Genomic DNA, 19377 nt, shown 5'->3' with positions numbered 1-19377 from the left:
AGAAAGATCTACTTTCAAAATGATTAAGCTTTTTTGATGATTATTTCATCATCTTTTGCATCAATGATAATGCTATCATTTTCATGAAGTTCATCAGCAAGTATCATATCGCTTAATTTATCTTCTATAAGATCATAAATAGCTCTTCTTAAAGGTCTAGCACCAAAATCAGGATCAAAACCATTTTTAGCGATTAAAAGGGCTGCATTTTCGCTTAAACTTGCTTTTATTCCCTTGTTTTCTAAGCTCATTTGCAAATCTTTAAATAAAAGCTTAACTATTTCATAAGCTTCATCTTTTCCAAGTGGATTAAAGGTGATAATATCATCTAAGCGGTTTAAAAACTCAGGTTTAAAGAAATTTTTTAACTCATTTTTTACCGCATCTTCTTGTTCTTTTCCGCTTAAATTCATAATAGCACTTGAGGCAATATTAGAGGTCAAAATAATAATAGTATTTTTAAAATCCACTGTTACACCTTTGCTATCGGTTGCTCTACCATCATCTAAAATCCCTAAAAGCACATTAAATACATCTTTATGTGCTTTTTCAACTTCATCAAACAAAAGCACGCTATAAGGTTTTCTTCGCACAGCTTCAGTAAGCTCTCCACCTTCTTCATGTCCTATGTACCCTGGAGGTGCACCTAAGAGTCTTGAAACACTATGTTTTTCCATAAATTCACTCATATCAAAGCGAATCATTGCTTTTTCATCGTCAAATAAAAATTTCGCCAAAGCTTTAGCTGATTGTGTTTTTCCTACCCCTGTTGGCCCTAAAAATAAAAAGCTTCCTATAGGTTTATTGTCCGCATTAAGCCCTGCTTTGTTGCGTTTAATGGCTCTAGCTAAAGCACTTAAGGCCTTATCTTGTCCTATGACACTTTCTTTTAAATGTTTTTCCACTTCTAAGAATTTTTGTTTTTCAGAAGTTAACATTTTTTGCACGCTAATACCCGTCCATTTGCTTAAAATTCCAGCAACTAAATCCTCATCTACTTGATTTTTAAGTAAAACTTCATTTTCGCTCATTTTTTTCCATTTATCTTCTAAGATTTCTACTTCTTTTTCAAGACTTGGAATTTTTCCATATTCTAGCTCGGCTGCTTTTTGAAATTCACCTCTAGTTTTAGCTAAAGAAGCTTCATTTTTAAGCAGATCAATTTCTTTTTTCTTAGTGCTTATACCATCAAAAACACTTTTTTCATTTTCAAACTGTGAATTTAGGGCATTTTGTTTTTCTTTTAAATTGGCTAGTTCTTTTGCGATTTCATCGAGTCTTTTTTGATTTTTCTCATCATTTTCCATTTTTAAAGCTTCATTTTCAACTTCTAAAGTTTCTATATCTTTGCGTACTTTTCTTAAAGAACTTGGTTCACTTTCAATCTGCATTTTCAGTTCAGCTGCAGCTTCATCGATTAAATCAATAGCCTTATCAGGTAAAAAACGATCTGCTATATAACGCTTTGAAAGTTTAGCTGCAGTTACTAAAGCGCTATCATTTATGGTTATATTATGATGAATTTCAAGCTTTTCTTTTATACCTCTTAACATAGCCAAAGCCTCATTAACACTTGGTTCACCCACATTTACAGGTTGAAAACGGCGTTGCAAGGCTGCATCCTTTTCAAAATATTTACGATATTCTTTTAAAGTAGTTGCGCCTATGGTATGGAGTTCACCTCTTGCAAGAGCGGGTTTTAAAATATTTGCCGCATCCATGCTGCCTTCACTCGCTCCAGCTCCTACTATAGTGTGAATTTCATCGATAAAAAGAATGATATTTTCACTTTTTATCACTTCATTAACTACAGCTTTTAATCTATCTTCAAATTCTCCTCTGTATTTTGCACCTGCAATTAAAGCACTCATATCAAGAGCGATAACTTTTTTATTTTGCAAAGATTTTGGAACATCTTTTTTAATAATTCTTTGTGCTAAAGCTTCTACTATAGCTGTTTTTCCTACGCCTGGTTCACCTAAAAGTATAGGGTTATTTTTGGTTTTGCGTATTAAAATTTGCATCAAACGCTCGATTTCTTCTTCTCTGCCTATAACAGGATCAAGTTTACCCTCGCTTGCTTTTAAGGTTAAATCTATACCAAATTTATTTAAGCTATCTAAGGTTTCATCGCTTGTTTTGCTATCGATTTTGCGTCCAGCTCTTAGACTTTCAAGCTCTTTTTGAAATTCTCTTAAATCTAAAAATTGCGCCAAAATTTCTTTAATAGGACTTTTTTGACTTTCGCTTATAAGCCAAGTATCCACACTTAAATAACTATCTCCATTAGCACTCATCAATCCTTTAGCATTTTCTAATGAATTTATAAGTTCATTGGAAAAGCGTATATTTTCACGGTTTACATTTGAACTCGTTGCAAGTTTTGAAATTCTGCTTTTAATTTCAAGTTCTAAGGCTTCTTTAGAAATATTTAATTTATTTAAAATTTGATTTAAAATACTTGCATTATCTACGCTTAAAGCCCATAAAAGATGTAAAGGTACAACTTCATTATTTTTAGAATGTATAGCTAAAGATGCTGCACTTTCAAGGTTTGAAAGCATATTATCAGTTAAAAAATCTTGTATATTTGCCATGTTTTATCCTTTATTTAGTTTATATACTTGACATTATATAACTTTAGTCATATAATGTCAAGTTAATTGAGTAAAATTTTTTAAATAATAGGACAAATGACTAATTTTAGATTATTTCATAAACATATCTATAGCCTTGTTTAATTCTTCTATACTTTGAATATCATTTTCTTCTACAGCATGTACCATACAATGAGCTAAATGTTCTTTTAAAACTACTTTTGCAGTATTGTTAACTTCGGCTTTTACGGCAGCAAGCTGGATTAAAATTTCACTACAGTCTTTGTCATTTTCAACCATTCTTTTAATAGCGCTTAAATGCCCTATGGTTCTACTTAGACGATTGCAAACTGCTTTAAGATGTTTTTGAGAATGTGTATGAGTATGTTTTTCTTGGCACATTGTATTAACTTTCTTTTTGGAATTTTTAGTCTATTTTAACATATTTTTAAGAATTTAAATTTATTTACGAAGTTTTAAGCAATTTTTATTAAAATTTACTCTTTAAACTAAAACTCAATGATGGAGCTTATTTTGAAAACAAAACGATTTTTTGCGGGTCTTGCAGGCTTTGCCACTACTTTTATTTTATGTCTATTTTTAACAAGTCATTTACAAGCTAAAGTTGATCAAAAAGAAGAGCAGGTTCAAAAACGCCTAGAAGCTTTAGATAAGCTTACAAAAACTCTTGCTATAGTAGAGCAATACTATGTGGATGATCAAAATATCAGCGATTTGGTGGATAAATCTTTATCAGGACTTTTAAGCAATCTTGATGCGCATTCTTCTTTTTTAAATGAAAAAGATTTTAATGATATGAAAATTCAAACCAATGGCGAATTTGGTGGCCTTGGTATAACCGTAGGTATGAAAGATGGTGCTTTAACAGTTGTTTCTCCTATAGAAGGAACACCAGCAGATAAAGCAGGGATAAAATCGGGAGATATTATTTTAAAAATTAATGATGAGGCCACTTTAGGAATTAATCTCAATGATGCGGTAGATAAAATGCGTGGTAAGCCAAAAACTCAAATCACTTTAACCATTTTTAGAAAAGGTGCAACAAAACCTTTTGATGTTACACTTACAAGAGAAATTATTAAGATAGAAAGTGTTTATGCAAAAATGATAGAAAATGAAAACATTCTTTATCTTAGGGTTACAAATTTTGATAAAAATGTTGTAGATGTGGCAAGTAAAGAACTTAAAAAATATCCTAATGTTAAAGGAGTTGTTTTAGATCTTAGAAATAATCCTGGTGGACTTTTAAATCAAGCTATAGGACTTGTAAATTTATTTGTAGATAAAGGTGTTATTGTTTCTCAAAAAGGACGCATCGCAAGTGAAAATCAAGAATATAAAGCCGATCCTAAAAACAAAATTTCTAATGCTTCTTTGGTTGTGCTTGTAAATGGTGGAAGTGCTAGTGCAAGTGAAATTGTAAGTGGAGCTTTACAAGATCTTAAACGCGGTGTTATTGTGGGTGAAAATACTTTTGGAAAAGGTAGTGTTCAGCAAATCATACCTATTAATAAAACTGAAGCTTTAAGGCTTACTATTGCAAGGTATTATCTTCCAAGCGGGCGTACTATTCAAGCAGTGGGTGTAAAACCTGATATTGAAGTTTTTCCAGGTAAAGTAAATACTCAAGAAGATGGTTTTTCTATAAAAGAAAGCGACTTAAAACAACATTTAGAAAGTGAGCTTGAAAAAATAGATAAAAATAAAAAAGAAGATAAACAAGAAAATAAAGACAATAAAAATCTAATCAGTCAAAAACAAATCAATGATGACGCACAGTTAAAATCAGCTATTGATACTATTAAAATTTTAAATATCAAACAAGGACAATAAAATGACAAAAAAAGAAATGCTCTACGAAGGAAAAGGTAAAAAACTTTTCAAAACTGATGATGAAAATTTACTAATTAGTGAGTTTAAAGATGATTTAACTGCTTTTAATGCAGAAAAAAGAGGCAATGAAAGTGGAAAAGGTGCATTAAACTGTAAAATCAGTACTGAAATTTTTCATTTGCTCGAAAAAAATGGGATTAAAACCCATTTGGTAGAAACTATAAGCGATACAGAACAAGTGGTTAAAAAATGTAAAATTGTTCCTATTGAAGTTATAGTACGCAATGTTGCAACAGGTTCTCTTACAAAAAGACTGGGTATTAAAGATGGTACTGTGCTACCTTTTGCTTTGGTGGAATTTTGTCTTAAAGATGATGCCTTAGGCGATCCTTTTATCAATGATGAGCATTGTTTGATTTTAAATTTAGTGCAAAATGAAGCTCAAATTAGTGAAATTAAAAATATGGCTAGAAAGATTAACTCTATTTTAACTCCATTTTTTGATAATAAAAATTTAAGGCTGATTGACTTTAAAATCGAACTGGGTTTAACTAAAGATAATGAGCTTGTTTTAGCTGATGAAATAAGCCCTGATAGTTGTAGATTTTGGGATAAATTTAGCAATGAAAAATTAGATAAAGATAGATTTCGTCAAGATCTAGGTAATGTAAAAATGGCTTATGAAGAAGTTTTAAAAAGAATATTAAATTAAGGAAAAATATGGAAGTTATTGTAAAAATTTCTTTAAAAAATGGGGTTTTAGATCCACAAGGCAAAGCGGTGGAAAAAGCTTTGCATTCTTTAAATTTTAATAGTGTTAAAGAAGTAAAAATAGCAAAACAAATCAAAATTTCTCTTGATGAGAAAGATGAAAAATTAGCCAAAGAACAAGTAAAAAAAATGTGTGAAGAGTTGTTGGTAAATAGCGTCATTGAAGATTATGAGCTTGTAATTGAGAAAGAGTAAAATGAAAGTTGCTATTATTAGATTTCCAGGGACAAATTGTGAATTTGATACAGCTTATGCCTTTGAAAAACTTGGAGTAAAAACGCAGATTGTTTGGCATGAAGAAAAAGAATTTGATGCAGATTTGGTTGTTTTGCCAGGCGGATTTTCTTATGGAGATTATCTAAGATGTGCAGCTATTGCAAAACTTGCTCCTGCTATGCAAGGTGTTTTTAATCATGCAAAAAAGGGAGGATATATCTTAGGCATTTGCAATGGTTTTCAAATTTTACTTGAAAGTGGTCTTTTAAAAGGTGCAATGAAGCATAACAACAATCTTAGTTTTATCTCAAAAAACCAAAATTTAAGAGTAGTTTCTAATGATAATGCCTTTTTGAAAAATTTCAAAAAAGATGAAATTATTAATTTGCCAATTGCTCATGGAGAGGGAAATTATTACGCTGATGAGACTACTTTAAAAGAATTGCAAGATAAAGATCTTATTACTCTAAAATACGAGCCAAATCCAAATGGTTCTGTATTTGATATCGCAGGAATTTGTGATGAAAACAAAAAAATCTTTGGACTCATGCCACATCCTGAGCGTGCTTGTGAAAAAGTCCTAGGTAATGATGTAGGTTTAAAAATGCTTAAAGGCTTTTTATTTTGAAAATTTTATTAACTTTAATTTTTAGTGTTGTTGTATTGTTTGGCAGGGGTGAAATTTCTGTATTTAGTGGCCAAGATGAAAATATGCAAAAAGAATTACAAAAATTACCCCAAGAAGAACAAAAAATTTATCAAAATATTCCGCCAAGTGATGAAAATAATGACTTTGAAAGCAATGTAGATGATCCTTTTGTAGCTAAAGGGAGTTTGGTTCTTACAAATGATGAATATCCAAGTAGGGTATATGTTGGAGAAGTTTTTCCTATTACGATCTATGCTCGCACTACGGAAAATACAAAATTTGATTTTAACATAAGCGTAGAAAAAACTAACTTATCTTTTTTAAATCCAGATGCAAAATGGGAATTTATCAATAACGAATATAAAACAACTTTATGGTTTGAAGCTAAAAATTCAAACGCTAGTTTGAGTAAAATTTCTATCAAACTTCTTAGAAATAATGAAGCTTTTCAAGAGGCTAATATCAATCTTAATCCTATCAAATTTGAAAATACTTTATCCAATAAAGATTTTTCACACCTTGTGGCAAGTTCTTTGGAAATTAAAAAGGTTAAAGCGAGTTATTTTGATGATGCTAATATCATTATGATGGTAGAACTAAACGCAACCAATACAAATCTTAAAAGCTTTTTTATAGAAGGAATTCAAAAGCAAGGTATTGAAAATTTAAAAGGGGATTTTAATGCCTCTAGTGCTTTTTATTATGCTATTTTGCCATTAAGTAAAACAAATTTTGAATTTTCGTATTTCAATAAAGATAGTAAAAAGCTTGAAAATATAAATTTAAAATTAAAAATTAGTGACGATGAGATTAGCACTCAGAGTGATTTAAATCCTGTAAATAAAGACTTAAATATTTATAAACAATATACCTTATGGTTTTTAGCGGTTTTATTTGGAGCTTTATTTGTATGGAGAAAAAATTACATTATTCTGGCTTTGGCAGTTGTTTGTTTTGCACTTAGTTTTCTTGTAGATACCAATACTCAAAATGCAATTATCAAGGCTGGTTCTAGGGCTAAAATTTTACCTACAGAGCCTTCAACTTATTTTTATACGGCAAATGTAGATGAAAAAGTAGAAGTTTTAGGCAAACGACAAAATTATATTAAAGTACTGTTTTCTGATGGAAAAATAGGTTGGGTTAATAAAGATGATTTACAAAAAAATTAAAGCTCTTTATTTTTGGATTTTTTTTGTTTTAAGCGTTGCTTTGGTGGTTTTTTGTTTTTGCTTTACAAAATCTCAAAACACACTTTGGAAAATCCGAAAAATTTGGGCTAAATTTCAAAGATATACCATCTCTTATAAACAAGAAATCATTGGTGCTTTTAATCCACAAGCTCAGATGATTTTAATGAATCATCAAAGTGCTTTAGATATTATCGCTTTAGAAGAGTTATATCCTAAAAATTTATGCTGGATTGCCAAAAAAGAATTAGGAGAAATTCCTATTTTCAAAGTTGCTATGAAAAAACCAAAACTTCTTTGTATAGATAGAAAAAATCCGCGTGATTTAGTACGAGTTTTAAAAGAAGCAAAAGAAAGAATTAGTGAAGATAGGGTTTTGGCTATTTTTCCAGAAGGAACTAGATCTAAAAATGAAAAAATGCTTAAATTTCAAAGTGGAGCAAAAATTTTAAGTGAAAAATTAAATCTTAAAGTTCAACCCATTTTAATTGTGGATTCTGCAAAAATTTTAGACACAAAAAGTTTTAGTGCAAGCAGCGGAGTGCTTAAAATCATTTGTATGGATTTAGTCGATATAAATGATGACAAATGGCTTGAAAAGACCAGAAAAAAAATGCAAGAATTACTCGATCAAGAAAGAGCTAAGCTTTGCTAAATACCCTTTTAGTTGTTGGTTTTGGGGGATTTATAGGAGCAATCTTAAGAATGCTTTCTATTAATTTAGTGAATAAATTTTTTCCTTATTCTATCAGCTTTGGAACTCTTTTTGTTAATGTTTTGGGTTCTTTTATCATAGGATTTTTGTTTTCTTATGCACAAAATAAAGGTTTATCTCCTTTACTTAAAAGCTTTATAAGTACAGGTTTTTTAGGAGCTTTTACAACTTTTTCTACTTTTTCTTATGAAAATTTACTTCTTTTGCAAAGTGGAAATTGTTTTCATTTTGCGTTAAATATTATCTTAAATGTCTTTCTTTGTTTATTTGCCGCATGGCTTGGTTTTATAATTTTCAAATAAATCTTTAAATTTACTTTAGAATTTGTATTTTTTGCTAAAATACCACTTTAAAAAATCACAAAGGAGACTAAAATGCAATTTCAAACCGAAGTAAATCAGCTTTTACAGCTTATGATACACTCTTTATATTCTAATAAAGAAATTTTTTTAAGAGAACTTATTTCAAACTCAAGTGATGCTTTAGATAAGCTTAATTTTTTAAGCGTAAGTGATGATAAATATAAAAGCTTAAAATTCGAACCTAAAATTGAAATCAAAATTGATAAAGATAAAAAAACTTTAAGTATTAGTGATAATGGTATAGGTATGGATAAAGATGATCTTATCAACAACCTTGGAACCATAGCAAAAAGCGGTACTAAAAGCTTTTTAGAAAATTTAAGCGGTGATGCTAAAAAAGATTCTCAACTCATAGGACAATTTGGAGTAGGTTTTTATTCTGCTTTTATGGTGGCTAGCAAAATCGAAGTTTTAAGCAAAAAAGCTTTAGATGATAAAGCTTATCTTTGGAGTTCTGATGCAAATGGTTATGAGATTGATGACGCAAGCAAAGAAGAACAAGGCACAAGCATTACTTTATACTTAAAAGATGATGAGTTTGCTAATACTTATAAAATCGAAAGCATTATAGAAAAATATTCTAATCATATTCAATTTCCAATTTTCATGGAAAAAGAAGAATTTACTCCTGCTAAAGAAGGCGAAGAAGAAGGAAAAACTGAACTTAAAATTTCTCAAATCAATAAAGCCAATGCTTTATGGAGAATGCAAAAATCAAGCCTTAAAGCAGAAGATTATGAAAGATTTTATGAGCAAAATTTTCATGATTCAAACAAACCTTTATTTTATCTTCACACTAAAAGTGAAGGAAAATTAGAATACAATTCTTTATTTTTCATACCACAAAATGCACCTTTTGATTTATTTCGTGTGGATTATCAAAGTGGCCTAAAACTTTATGTAAAACGTGTATTTATCAGTGATGACGATAAAGAACTTTTACCAACTTATTTGCGTTTTGTGCGTGGGATTATCGATGTAGAAGATTTGCCGCTTAATGTAAGTCGTGAAATTTTACAAGAAAATCAAATTTTAAAAGGTGTTAAAGAAGCTAGCGTTAAAAAGATTTTAGGTGAACTTGAAAAACTCAAAAACAATGATAAAGAAAAATACTTATCTTTCTTTAAAACTTTTGGTAAGGTATTAAAAGAAGGACTTTATGGTTTTGGCGGAGAAAAAGACAGTCTTTTAAAACTCATGCTTTATAAAAGCACTAAAGGTGAAAATTTACGCTCTTTAGAGGAGTATAAAAATGACCTTCAAGGCGAACAAAAGGAAATTTTTTATATAGCAGGAAATAATGAAAGTTTATTAAGAACTTCTCCTTTACTTGAAGAGTATAAACAAAAAAATATAGAAGTTTTACTTATGGATGATGAGATTGATTCTTTGGTAACTCCTATGCTAGAATTTGAAGGTTTAAAATTTGTAGCCATCAATCAAGTAGAAGATAAAAATGAACTAAGCGATGAAGAAAAAAATATTTTTGCTCCACTTGTAGCTAAATTTAAAGAACTTCTAAAAGATCAAGTTGAAGATGTAAGACTAACCAGTCGTTTAAAAGATAGCCCAAGTTGTATAGTTTATGATAAAAATAAACCTGATTTTGCTATGCAACAACTCTTAAAACAAATGGGTCAAGAGCAAAATTTCAAACCTATTTTAGAAATCAATCCAAAACACGCTATTTTTACAGGTCTTAAAAACAACGAAAATTTTAGTGCAGATATAGCAACACTAGTTTTAAATATGGCAAAACTAAGCGAAGGTATGGGGGTGGATAATCCTGCTGAATTTAATGCAAGTCTTACAAAAATTATCAATAAGGCTTTTTCATGATAGAAAATATCCCTGCAAGTCTTTGGACAAAGCAAGATTTAAACGCATATCAAATTTTTGATGTGCGTACTCCTTTAGAATGGGAAGAAGGTATTTTACCTAATGCGCAATGTGTGGCTTTATATGATAATCAAGGGCTTTTAAATGCTAAATTTTTAGATGAATTTCAAAGCAAAAGAGATGAAAGTAAAAAACTTGCTTTTATTTGTCGTAGTGGCCATAGAAGCATGGTTGCAGCTGAATTTATAGCTGAAAAATTGGGACTTGAAAGCATCAATTTAGATGGCGGAATGCTAGCCCTTAAGGGTTATTAATGCTAGGAATTTATTTACTCATAGCAGCTTTGTCTTTTTTAGCTCTTTATTTTGCTGTTAAAAAGCTTACTTTAAATATAGACGAGCAAACCCTTTTAGAGCCTATTAAAATGGATGTTTATCCGAAATTTTGCGATTTAATCGATGAAAAAATCAGAGAATTTAAAGAAAATGTCCAAAATACTAATTTAGCATTAAAAAATTCTGATCAAAAAGATGAATTTTTAGAAAAACTTGGGGATTTAAGCAGAGAGTTGACTTTCATACAAACCATGAATTTAAGCAATAAAAACGATAGTATTTGGCAAAATGAACTTTTTTCTTTTTTAAAGGAATTAGAAAATTTATTGCTTGAGTATCTAGAAAAAGGCGAAGAAGAAGCCGAAAATTTAAGAGAATTTCTGATGAATGAATTTGAAAAACTAAAAGGTTAGGCATTGCAAGAGGAAAGAAATTCTTTAAAATATTTTAAATTTATTTCATGGAGTATTTTTACTTTAGTTCTGATTTTTATTTTAATTCGTTATGACGAGCTTGCCAATCTTTTAGCAGGAGTGGCAATACTTCTTATTGGAATGACTAATTTAGGTATAGGTTTTAAAGCTTTTAGTGGTGGTTTGCTTGAAAAAATTTTAGCGAAGTCAACCGATACAAAGATAAAAAGTATACTTTTTGGTACTTTAAGTACTTTAATTATGCAATCTTCAACTTTAGTTTCTATTATTACGATTTCTTTTTTGAGCGCAGGGCTTATTTCTTTGGGTGCGGGCATAGGGATTATTTTTGGAGCAAATTTAGGAAATACGACAAGTTCTTGGCTGATTGTTGGTTTGACAAATATTAAAATTTCAATGCTAGCTATCCCACTTTTGATTATTGGAGTATTATTTTTCTTTCAAAAAGATAGTGTTTTAAAAGGTTTAGGTAATATTTTTATTGGTATAGGATTTTTCTTTTTGGGTGTGGATTATATTAAAAGTGGTTTTGAAAATTTTAAACATATAATTGATCTTTCTCGTTTTGATTTTGCTGGGTTTAAAGGAGTTTTTGTTTTTTTAGGATTAGGTGCTTTGCTTACAGGAGTTATACAATCAAGCACAGCTACAATGGCTATTATTGTCGCTGCTTTACTTGCAGGACAAATCAGTTTGGAAAATTCCTTAGCAGCAACTTTAGGCACTAGTGTTGGAGGAGTTGTAACGGCTGTTTTAGCTTCTTTAAGTACCAATATTGAAGGAAAGAAATTAGCGTTTGCAAATTGTATTTTTAATTTTGGTATAGCTTTTTTAATAGTGCTTATTTTTCCTTATTTTATACATTTTCTTAATTTTTTATCCATTGTATTAAACATAGAAGATATAGCTTTGAAAGTAGCATTATTTCACACTTTGTTTAATTTAATTGGTGTTGTGCTTTTTTCATTCTTTACTCCTCAAATTGTTCTTTTTTTAAATAAGATAGTAAAAGCTCCTAAAGATAAGAATAAAGACAAGCCTTTATATCTTGATAGTAGTTTGGTTAAGTTTAGTGACACAGCCATCGAAGCTTTAAGGAAAGAAAGCGAGCATCTTTATAACAATACCTATGCAATTGTTGCTCATGCTATAGGTTTTAGTCGTAAAGATATACAAAGTGATAAAAGTTTTAAAGAAATTTTAGAAAATAAAAAGTGGTTTAGTAAAAATGTGGATTTGGACTATTTGTATCAAACTAGGATAAAGGTTCTTTTTGAAGCTATTATCGATTTTTCAACTAAAGCACAAGTTTATATTAACGATGAAACAAAGAATCATAAAATTTTTACCTTTAAGATGGCAGCTAAAAATTTAGCCGAAACAACTAAAAATTTAAAAATTATCCAAGCAAATATTAAGAAATATTCTAGTTCTTCTAATGAATTTTTGGCTTTAGAGTACAATAAAATTAGATCGAATTTAGGAGAGCTTTTAAGAAGTATTGAAGAGCTTAGAGTGGTTGAAGATCGTGAAAAGCTTTATTTGATTATTAAAAATCTTCAAAAAGGAAAAGAAATTTTAAAAGAAATCGATACTTTAACCTTGAGCAATGTTGAACATCTTATTGCAGTAAGAAAAATCACAACAGCTGAAGGAATTTCAATACTTAATGATGCAACTTTTGCTGCTAAGATTGCTGAAGAACTTATAGGTGCTGTTGAGGTGATATTTTCTAAAGATATATCAAACTAGTTGTTTGTGCTAGTTTGGTTATTGTCTTGTATAGGCGTTAGAAATTCTTCATTGATTAAAATATCAACAACATCTTTAAACATAGGCAAAGCACTTTGTGCAGCATAATAACTATAAGGTTTAGTAGGATGTCTTACGAGAACTCCTATGGTATAGGCGTGATTTAAATCATTTGCAAAACCAAAAAAGGATGCATTGTAGCGATTTGAGGTATAACCTTGTCTTTCGGCTATTCTTGCCGTTCCTGTTTTACCTCCTGCAATAATACCTTGTGTAATTGCCTTTTTTCCTGTTCCTTTTTCTATAACATTTATAAGAACATTTTGCATCGTTTTAGCGGCTTCGCTAGAAAGAATTTTTTCTTTTTTTATATCATCATCAAGATTTGTAAAGCGTCCATTTTGATAGAATTTTTCAGCTAAACGTGGTGTGATATAAAACCCATCATTGTTGAAAACATTATAAGCTGCAAGGAGTTGTATAAAGGTTGTTTTAAGTCCATAGCCATAACTTAAAACAGATTTTTCTATATCTCTTAAGCGCTTAGAATTTGGAATTTCTCCTTTTTGTTCATAGGGTAGATCAATACCACTTTTTTCGCCAAATTTAAATATTTTAAGTCCTGATACGATTTCTATATTGTTAAGCCTTTTAGCAATTTGTATCATGCCTATATTTGAAGAATATCTTATAACTTCCTCCATAGTCATTTTGTCCATTTTGTGATCGTCTTTGATGGTGAAACGTCCTAGCTTGTAAGAACCGCCATAAGTATTAATCACTTCATCCATTTTTATTTTACCAAGTCTTAAGGCTGTTGTAAAGATAAAAGGTTTGATAACAGAACCTGCTTCATAGCCGTATTCTATAGCGCTTGCATTAAGAACTGATAGATCTTTTCCACGATTTTGCGGATCATAGCGCCTTGAGCTTGCTAGAGCTAAAATTCTTCCTGTTTTGCTTTCCATTACTCCAACTATGATTTCATTGGCTTTTAAATCCTCATTTCTTTGATCTATAGCTTTCTCTATACTTTTTTGCAGTTTTAAAGAAAGATTTAAATATAAATCACAACCATTGATCTTTTTTTGTTGTAGTGAATTTAGATTTAAAATAATATTTCCACCTATATCTTTAAGTCCTTGAATTTTTTCATTTTGAACAGGACTTAGACATTCATCGTAGTATTTTTCTAAACCTTTAACTCCTATATTTTTTAAAATTCCACTTTCTGGATCTAATATCATTTTGGTATAACCGATAATAGGAGTAAAAGAATCTTTTGACATGTAAATTCTATCTTCTTCATGTTCGATGATATTTAATCCTCTTGTTTCAACTCTTCCAGAGTTGTTTGTAAAAGCTTTGAAAAAACCTTGTATATAAAGTTTTTTAGCAAGGTCTTTAAGATAGCTTGCTTGCTTGGAATCTAAGTTTTGCAAAAGAACAAAATTATAAGAGCGTTTTTTTTGATTTTGCATTCTTTTTTTAATATCTGCTACTTGATCGTTACTTATCCCACTATAAATTTGAAAAAGCTTTAAAAATAGATCAAATTTATCTTTGTTAATACTTCTAAGATCAATTTCAGCGCGATAAATTTGTTTAGAACTTGTGATAGTAAAATTATCTTTAGTTATAATCGATCCTCTTAGAGCAAGAGCGTATTGATCTTTTTCGGTGTTAGGTATATGACGTTTTGATGTAAGAAAAAAAGTAGAGCTGATAAAAATAATCATAAACAAAAGTGCCATGCAGTAGGCAAAGGCAACTTTTGAAACCCTATTTTTTTTATATTCTTGCATTAGGGTTTAAATTTGAGTTCTTGTGATTTCTTTATAAGCACTGATCGCTTTATTTCTTACTTCTAGCATAAATTTCATGCTGCTTTCAGCTTTAGTGATAGCTATAGCTGCTTGATGTAAATCTTTTACTTGTCCTGTGGCAATGTCCGTCATTGCAGCTTCTCCACTTTCTTGTGCTTTATTTAAATCATCGATTTCATTTTTAAGCATCTTGGCAAATTCATCACCAATTCCTCTGGAATTTTGACTTTTGTTGGTATTTGAAATATTATTATTTAATCTTAAATCATTAATATTGTTCATTTTTTATTATCCTCTTAATAAATCAATCGCACTTTGAGCTATAGTTTTTGCACTTGTAAAAGCACTTACATTGGCTTGATAAGCTCTTGTAGCTTCAATTAAATCTGCCATTTCAATAATAGGGTTTACATTTGGATACGCTACATAACCTTCAGCATTTGCATCAGGATGGCTTGGATCATACTTCATACGAAAATCTTTGTCATCTCTGACCACTTTATCCACTACAACACTTTGAATAGCGGGTTTAGCCTCTTCTGGCGAACTTGGATCATTTAAAGGATTTTCATATTTTAAAAAATTATTATCTTTGTTAATTTGCTCATTTAAAAGCTTATCAAAATCTGTTGCTTTAAAGATCACTTCGCGTCTTCTATAAGGCCCACCTTCAGCTGTTCTTGTAGTGTTTGCATTAGCTATATTAGAGCTAATAACATTCATTCTAAAACGTTGAGCACTTAAACCATAACCACTAATATCAAAATCACTTAAGTATGCCATAATTTACCTTTAACTTAATTTAGAGCTTGCATCAAGTATAGAACTAAAGATATTGCTTTGTCTTCTTAAAACTCCATCAAGAGCTGTTATCATAACTGTATTTTTACTCATTTCTGTAGTTTCTACATCTAGATCAACAGTATTTGCATCATTTCTTGCTAAATGACCATCTCTTAAGTAAATAGTAGATTTATTAGGATCAGGGAATTTCCAAGGTTTTTGATGCCCTTCTTCAGTTACAGCTAATTGCAATTCTTTATTGTCATTTTTTTTGAAAATTTCATTTGCACGATTTACCAAAGCTGTTTCAAATTCAATATCTCTTGCTTTATAAAAAGGAGTATCAACATTTGCAAGATTGGCATTGATGAGTTGATTTCTTAGATTTCTACCCGCTAAAGCACCAGTGACTAGTTCTTTTGATTTAAATGGGTTAATCATTTTTTATCCTTTTTATAATTTTTAATATTAACAAGCAAATACCGTTCCAATTTAACTATTTTGTATAAAAATATCAAAATTATTTTCCTTTTTGTAAATTTATGGCTTTATTGTGATCATCTATATTTGTGCTAAAAATATGAACCCCAGTATTTTTATCACGCACAAAATATAAATAATCTGTCTTTAAAGGAAAAATAGCCGCACGAATAGCAGCTAAAGAAACATTGCAAACCGCTTCTTTGGGCAATCCTGTAAATTTATAGGTATTATAAGAGCTATTATCTTGTCTTATTCTTTGTGGGGTAACTTTTACATGGGAGTAAATTCCATAATTTAAAGTTCCATCCATTTGAAGCTTCATACCTTTTTTAAGTCGATTGTAAATTACACTTGCAACTATAGGCATTTCATTTTCATTAGCAGCTTCTTTTTGTATTACAGAAGCGATGATGATATATTGGTGCCATTTTTTTGGATTATAATCACCGAAAATTTTCTCAGAAGTTTTTTTATTGGAAATTTCAGCATAGTTTAAAAGCATTTGAATGAGTAGATTTTCTGTAATGCCTTTTGGGATTTTATAAGTTTCTGGTAAAAAAACTCCTTCATCATAAGGAGCTTGAGCTTGAAATTCTTTTAAAAGTATATCTTTATCAAGTCCAAGTTGTTTGGCTGCTTGTTCTAAAAAGATTACGCTTGTTTCTCCTGGGATAAGAGTAATGGTTTGAAGTGCTGCTTTAGCAATAGTAAGTTTATGTAGAAATTCAGCCCTATTTAAATCTTTAGTACCTATGTTGATCCAGCCTGATTGGGGGTGTCCTAAAAAAAATAAAATATATTTATCAATACTACTCATCTGATATTTATTTTGCTTTAAATATGTTATAATTTGAGAAATTGAACCTTGGGGAATAAATACCACAGAATTGCTTTTTAAAGGCTGAGTTAGATAATAAAAAATCCCCAAAAACAATATCAAAAAGAAGTTGCGTATGAAAAAGAAAATTTTATATATTGTTGTATTTTTTGTTGTGTTTATATTAGCTTTGTTTATAGTGCTTAAAAATGGGATTGTCATCTCTAGTATCCAATTTGATTTTTTAAAATTAGAACAATTATATATTAAATTAGATAAAAAATTAATTGTACGAGCAAAAAATATCACTATAAATGAGACTCAAAATTCCGAAATTTCATCACAAACTCACTCTTCTGATAATGCTTCAACAGAGATTTTAAAAATAACAAAAAATTTAAAATATCTATATACTTTTGTTGAAGAGATTGATATACAAAATTTAAATATAGAAGATAATCATGTGCGTATTTTATTTAAAGATAATGAATTTTTTATAGATAATGATTTATTATTTTTAAAATTAACATTACAGCGTCAAAATAAAGAACTTATAGCTGATATTAAAAAACTTTTATTAAAAGATTATGATTTAAATATTGATGGAAATTTAAGTATCAATACTAAGAGCGAGTTTTATTATTTTCAAGGTAGAGCAAGCGGAGAATTGCTTGACTTTAACGCAAGTATCTCTTACAAAGATAAAAATTTAGCTTATAAAATAGAAGATTTAAACATTAGAAATATTACGGAAATTTTTAAAAGAGTTAATAAAAGAATAGAACTTCCGCAGAGTTTAAATCTCTGGGTGGCATATAAGGCTAAGGGAGAATTTTATCATTTGGATTATTTGCAGGGCTTTATAGATTTTGCTAAAAATAATTATTATTTAGATAATATTAACGCATCAGGTTATGTTAATAATGTCAAAGTTCGTTTGGATGATAAAATGAATGCTATTGAAATTCCAAAACTCGATTTAAATTTAAACAAACAAAAACTTGATTTTGTTTTTAATAAAGCTTTCTATAATGGTGCTGATTTAAGTTCTAGCAAGGTTTATCTATATGATTTGTTCGATGAAAAAAAAGCTGGGATTTATTTGCGTATTAAGTCTGGTAATCTAAAATTTGATGAAAAACTTGCTAAAGCTTTAGAGGATTATCATTTTTCATTACCTTTTTATCAAAAAAGCGGAAAAATTAAAAGTGATTTGGAGCTTAAAATTGATTTTCATGATAAGGGTGAAATTTCTTATAGTGGTATTTTAGCTTTAGAGAATGCTAGTATTTCTTTGGCTGATTTTAATATTACAAAAGCATTTGTAATATTAAATCAAAATGATTTAAATATAGAAAATGCTAGTGTTAAAAATAGCTTTTTAGAGGCTGATTTTAATGCTAAATTTGACTTACAAAAACAGCAAGGAAATTTCAATACTCAGATTTCAAGGCTTTATTTTGATAATGGAGAGCTTTTAGATTTAAAAAATCAAAATGTAGAAGTAAAATTAGATTATTCGCAAAATGTTAACATTAGTATTCCTCAGTGGAATTTGATTTTAAATTTTAAAGATGGATTTGAGGCTAATCTTAATAATCCTAAGATTTTATTTTCATTTTCTCCATTACTTAAAAAGTTTGGGTTTATCGATGCTAAAAATGTTTATTATAAAACTTTAAATTTTAAAGATTTTAATGCAAGCGTTAATGATGCTTATTTTAAAAATAATTTACTTATCAACGGTCAAACTCCTTATGAAAATGATAGCTTTGATATTGTAAAAAATAAGGGCATTATCGAAATTCATACTCAAAGTGATACAGCAAGTGCTAAAATAAGTTCTGATAATAAAGAAATTCATTTAAAAAATTTAAGTTATATTTATAGAGAAGATTCTTCAAATTCAACATTTGATATTTCTACTAATACCCAAAATATTAGTTTTGGTGGAGCAAATGTAGCTTTAATTTTGCCAGATTCTAATAAAACTTTGGCTTTTGATAGGGTAGAGGCTGATTTAAAAGGCAATGCTTTGGATCTTAAAGGTTCTAGAGGAAATGCAAAATTTGATCTTTATTATTCTTCTAATGATTTAAATTTAAACGTTAGCAATATCGATGATAATTATTTAAATGAATTTTTGCAAAAACAAGCTGTTCAAGATGGAGTATTTAACTTAAGTATAAAAGGAAGTGGATTGGAGTATTTTGATGGACAGATTGATTTTAAAAATACTTATGTAAAGGATTTAAAAGGTATAAATCAGCTTATTTCCTTTATCGATACTGTACCAAGTTTATTGATGTTTAAATCTCCAACTTTTAATCAAAAAGGTTTAAGCTTGCATGATGGAAAGATTATTTTTAATAGAAAAAAAGATCTTTTGAGTGTTTCGGCTATTAATTTAAATGGCGATAGTGTAGATATATATGGTTTAGGATCAGCAAATTTAAGATTAAATACAGTGGATTTTAGCTTAGAGCTTAAAACTTTAAAATCAGCTTCAGAAGCTATATCCAAGGTTCCAATTTTAAATTATGTAATTTTAGGTAAAAATCAAGAAATTAGTACAAACTTAAAAATAGATGGAAGTATAGATGACCCTAAATTTCATACCGAAATTTTAACAGACACTCTAAAAACCCCTTTTAATCTTATTAAAAATATCATACAACTTCCTGCCAATTTACTTAATTAAAAATATTTAAAGTTTGTTTGAAAACTAAAACAAACTTTAAACTTACTCTTGCA

General features: G+C 29.3%; 18 protein-coding genes and 1 pseudogene. 12 read left to right on the top strand and 7 right to left on the bottom strand.

Features of this window, described 5'->3' with window-relative positions:
* Nucleotides 1–23: 23 nt before the first annotated feature.
* Together ELQ05_RS07200 and ELQ05_RS07195 are read right to left on the bottom strand one after the other, a co-directional pair.
* Nucleotides 24–2597: an ATP-dependent Clp protease ATP-binding subunit gene (locus tag ELQ05_RS07200; protein WP_096702583.1), complete on the bottom strand. Its 2574-nt coding sequence runs from the start codon at nucleotides 2595–2597 to the stop codon at nucleotides 24–26.
* 111 nt (nucleotides 2598–2708) lie between these two features.
* The gene (locus ELQ05_RS07195) at nucleotides 2709–2999 is read right to left on the bottom strand and encodes a metal-sensing transcriptional repressor (protein WP_002855280.1); all 291 of its coding nucleotides are present in this window, start codon (nucleotides 2997–2999) and stop codon (nucleotides 2709–2711) included.
* 117 nt (nucleotides 3000–3116) lie between these two features.
* Here ELQ05_RS07195 and ELQ05_RS07190 point away from each other — a divergent pair, with 117 nt between their 5' ends.
* From ELQ05_RS07190 to ELQ05_RS07140, 11 genes and pseudogenes are all read left to right on the top strand, one after another.
* Nucleotides 3117–4451: a S41 family peptidase gene (locus ELQ05_RS07190; RefSeq protein ID WP_040966503.1), complete on the top strand. Its 1335-nt coding sequence runs from the start codon at nucleotides 3117–3119 to the stop codon at nucleotides 4449–4451.
* 1 nt (nucleotide 4452) lies between these two features.
* Nucleotides 4453–5163 (top strand): phosphoribosylaminoimidazolesuccinocarboxamide synthase, encoded by a 711-nt coding sequence (gene purC / locus ELQ05_RS07185; protein ID WP_002854922.1) that lies wholly within the window; start codon nucleotides 4453–4455, stop codon nucleotides 5161–5163.
* Between the two features lie 8 nt (nucleotides 5164–5171).
* Complete coding sequence (gene purS, locus ELQ05_RS07180; protein ID WP_070317424.1) at nucleotides 5172–5417, top strand: phosphoribosylformylglycinamidine synthase subunit PurS; 246 nt, start codon at nucleotides 5172–5174, stop codon at nucleotides 5415–5417.
* A 1-nt stretch (nucleotide 5418) separates the two neighbouring features.
* Nucleotides 5419–6091 (top strand): annotated as a pseudogene (purQ, locus tag ELQ05_RS07175) (phosphoribosylformylglycinamidine synthase I).
* A complete protein-coding gene (locus ELQ05_RS07170) occupies nucleotides 6063–7259 on the top strand; it encodes an SH3 domain-containing protein (protein ID WP_070317422.1) in 1197 nt (398 codons plus the stop codon). The pseudogene purQ and the gene ELQ05_RS07170 overlap by 29 nt, the downstream one beginning before the upstream one ends.
* Complete coding sequence (locus ELQ05_RS07165) at nucleotides 7240–7932, top strand: 1-acyl-sn-glycerol-3-phosphate acyltransferase (protein WP_134240050.1); 693 nt, start codon at nucleotides 7240–7242, stop codon at nucleotides 7930–7932. Before ELQ05_RS07170 ends, ELQ05_RS07165 begins: the two co-directional genes overlap by 20 nt.
* On the top strand, nucleotides 7926–8294 hold the full coding sequence (crcB, locus tag ELQ05_RS07160; protein WP_079862103.1) for a fluoride efflux transporter CrcB: 369 nt from the start codon (nucleotides 7926–7928) through the stop codon (nucleotides 8292–8294). The genes ELQ05_RS07165 and crcB overlap by 7 nt, the downstream gene beginning before the upstream one ends.
* Nucleotides 8295–8366: 72 nt before the next feature.
* Nucleotides 8367–10193 (top strand): molecular chaperone HtpG, encoded by a 1827-nt coding sequence (htpG, locus tag ELQ05_RS07155; protein WP_070316894.1) that lies wholly within the window; start codon nucleotides 8367–8369, stop codon nucleotides 10191–10193.
* Nucleotides 10190–10507, top strand: a complete 318-nt coding sequence (locus ELQ05_RS07150) for a rhodanese-like domain-containing protein (RefSeq protein ID WP_002870957.1) — start codon at nucleotides 10190–10192, stop codon at nucleotides 10505–10507. Before htpG ends, ELQ05_RS07150 begins: the two co-directional genes overlap by 4 nt.
* On the top strand, nucleotides 10507–10941 hold the full coding sequence (locus ELQ05_RS07145; RefSeq protein ID WP_002893739.1) for a hypothetical protein: 435 nt from the start codon (nucleotides 10507–10509) through the stop codon (nucleotides 10939–10941). The genes ELQ05_RS07150 and ELQ05_RS07145 overlap by 1 nt, the downstream gene beginning before the upstream one ends.
* A 3-nt stretch (nucleotides 10942–10944) precedes the next feature.
* Nucleotides 10945–12714, top strand: coding sequence for a Na/Pi cotransporter family protein (locus ELQ05_RS07140; protein ID WP_070316893.1), 1770 nt, complete (start codon nucleotides 10945–10947; stop codon nucleotides 12712–12714).
* On the opposite strand, the gene ELQ05_RS07135 is transcribed toward ELQ05_RS07140, so the two are convergent.
* The 5 genes from ELQ05_RS07135 to mltG all read right to left on the bottom strand — a co-directional run bounded on the left by ELQ05_RS07135 (nucleotide 12711) and on the right by mltG (nucleotide 16845).
* On the bottom strand, nucleotides 12711–14519 hold the full coding sequence (locus ELQ05_RS07135; protein WP_070316892.1) for a penicillin-binding protein 2: 1809 nt from the start codon (nucleotides 14517–14519) through the stop codon (nucleotides 12711–12713). The two genes, ELQ05_RS07140 and ELQ05_RS07135, sit on opposite strands and share 4 nt — an antisense overlap.
* A gap of 6 nt (nucleotides 14520–14525) precedes the next feature.
* Nucleotides 14526–14822, bottom strand: coding sequence for a flagellar hook-basal body complex protein FliE (gene fliE / locus ELQ05_RS07130; protein WP_070316891.1), 297 nt, complete (start codon nucleotides 14820–14822; stop codon nucleotides 14526–14528).
* 6 nt (nucleotides 14823–14828) lie between these two features.
* Nucleotides 14829–15323, bottom strand: a complete 495-nt coding sequence (gene flgC / locus ELQ05_RS07125) for a flagellar basal body rod protein FlgC (protein ID WP_070316890.1) — start codon at nucleotides 15321–15323, stop codon at nucleotides 14829–14831.
* A gap of 9 nt (nucleotides 15324–15332) precedes the next feature.
* Nucleotides 15333–15764, bottom strand: a complete 432-nt coding sequence (gene flgB / locus ELQ05_RS07120) for a flagellar basal body rod protein FlgB (protein ID WP_070316889.1) — start codon at nucleotides 15762–15764, stop codon at nucleotides 15333–15335.
* 79 nt (nucleotides 15765–15843) lie between these two features.
* The gene (gene mltG / locus ELQ05_RS07115; protein ID WP_052785373.1) at nucleotides 15844–16845 is read right to left on the bottom strand and encodes an endolytic transglycosylase MltG; all 1002 of its coding nucleotides are present in this window, start codon (nucleotides 16843–16845) and stop codon (nucleotides 15844–15846) included.
* Between mltG and ELQ05_RS07110 the strand changes: the two genes are divergently transcribed.
* Nucleotides 16760–19324: a DUF3971 domain-containing protein gene (locus ELQ05_RS07110; protein ID WP_070316888.1), complete on the top strand. Its 2565-nt coding sequence runs from the start codon at nucleotides 16760–16762 to the stop codon at nucleotides 19322–19324. The two genes, mltG and ELQ05_RS07110, sit on opposite strands and share 86 nt — an antisense overlap.
* The last annotated feature ends 53 nt before the right edge of the window (nucleotides 19325–19377 follow it).

It is taken from the genome of Campylobacter sp. US53, from assembly GCF_004378995.1.
Lineage (GTDB): Bacteria > Campylobacterota > Campylobacteria > Campylobacterales > Campylobacteraceae > Campylobacter_D > Campylobacter_D jejuni.
The sequence above is the reverse complement of the archived record's forward strand: the minus strand, read 5'-3'. Positions and strand labels throughout refer to the sequence as shown.

Bases quoted from the DNA above. Each gene is read 5' to 3' on its own strand.
- flgC (WP_070316890.1), bottom strand. From the start codon at position 15,323: ATGGCATACTTAAGTGATTTTGATATTAGTGGTTATGGTTTAAGTGCT.
- ELQ05_RS07190 (WP_040966503.1), top strand. From the start codon at position 3,117: ATGATGGAGCTTATTTTGAAAACAAAACGATTTTTTGCGGGTCTTGCA.
- ELQ05_RS07165 (WP_134240050.1), top strand. From the start codon at position 7,240: ATGATTTACAAAAAAATTAAAGCTCTTTATTTTTGGATTTTTTTTGTT.
- purC (WP_002854922.1), top strand. From the start codon at position 4,453: ATGACAAAAAAAGAAATGCTCTACGAAGGAAAAGGTAAAAAACTTTTC.
- htpG (WP_070316894.1), top strand. From the start codon at position 8,367: ATGCAATTTCAAACCGAAGTAAATCAGCTTTTACAGCTTATGATACAC.
- purS (WP_070317424.1), top strand. From the start codon at position 5,172: ATGGAAGTTATTGTAAAAATTTCTTTAAAAAATGGGGTTTTAGATCCA.
- ELQ05_RS07195 (WP_002855280.1), bottom strand. From the start codon at position 2,999: ATGTGCCAAGAAAAACATACTCATACACATTCTCAAAAACATCTTAAA.
- ELQ05_RS07135 (WP_070316892.1), bottom strand. From the start codon at position 14,519: ATGCAAGAATATAAAAAAAATAGGGTTTCAAAAGTTGCCTTTGCCTAC.
- mltG (WP_052785373.1), bottom strand. From the start codon at position 16,845: ATGACAATCCCATTTTTAAGCACTATAAACAAAGCTAATATAAACACA.
- ELQ05_RS07200 (WP_096702583.1), bottom strand. From the start codon at position 2,597: ATGGCAAATATACAAGATTTTTTAACTGATAATATGCTTTCAAACCTT.
- ELQ05_RS07150 (WP_002870957.1), top strand. From the start codon at position 10,190: ATGATAGAAAATATCCCTGCAAGTCTTTGGACAAAGCAAGATTTAAAC.
- fliE (WP_070316891.1), bottom strand. From the start codon at position 14,822: ATGAACAATATTAATGATTTAAGATTAAATAATAATATTTCAAATACC.
- ELQ05_RS07110 (WP_070316888.1), top strand. From the start codon at position 16,760: ATGAAAAAGAAAATTTTATATATTGTTGTATTTTTTGTTGTGTTTATA.
- flgB (WP_070316889.1), bottom strand. From the start codon at position 15,764: ATGATTAACCCATTTAAATCAAAAGAACTAGTCACTGGTGCTTTAGCG.
- ELQ05_RS07145 (WP_002893739.1), top strand. From the start codon at position 10,507: ATGCTAGGAATTTATTTACTCATAGCAGCTTTGTCTTTTTTAGCTCTT.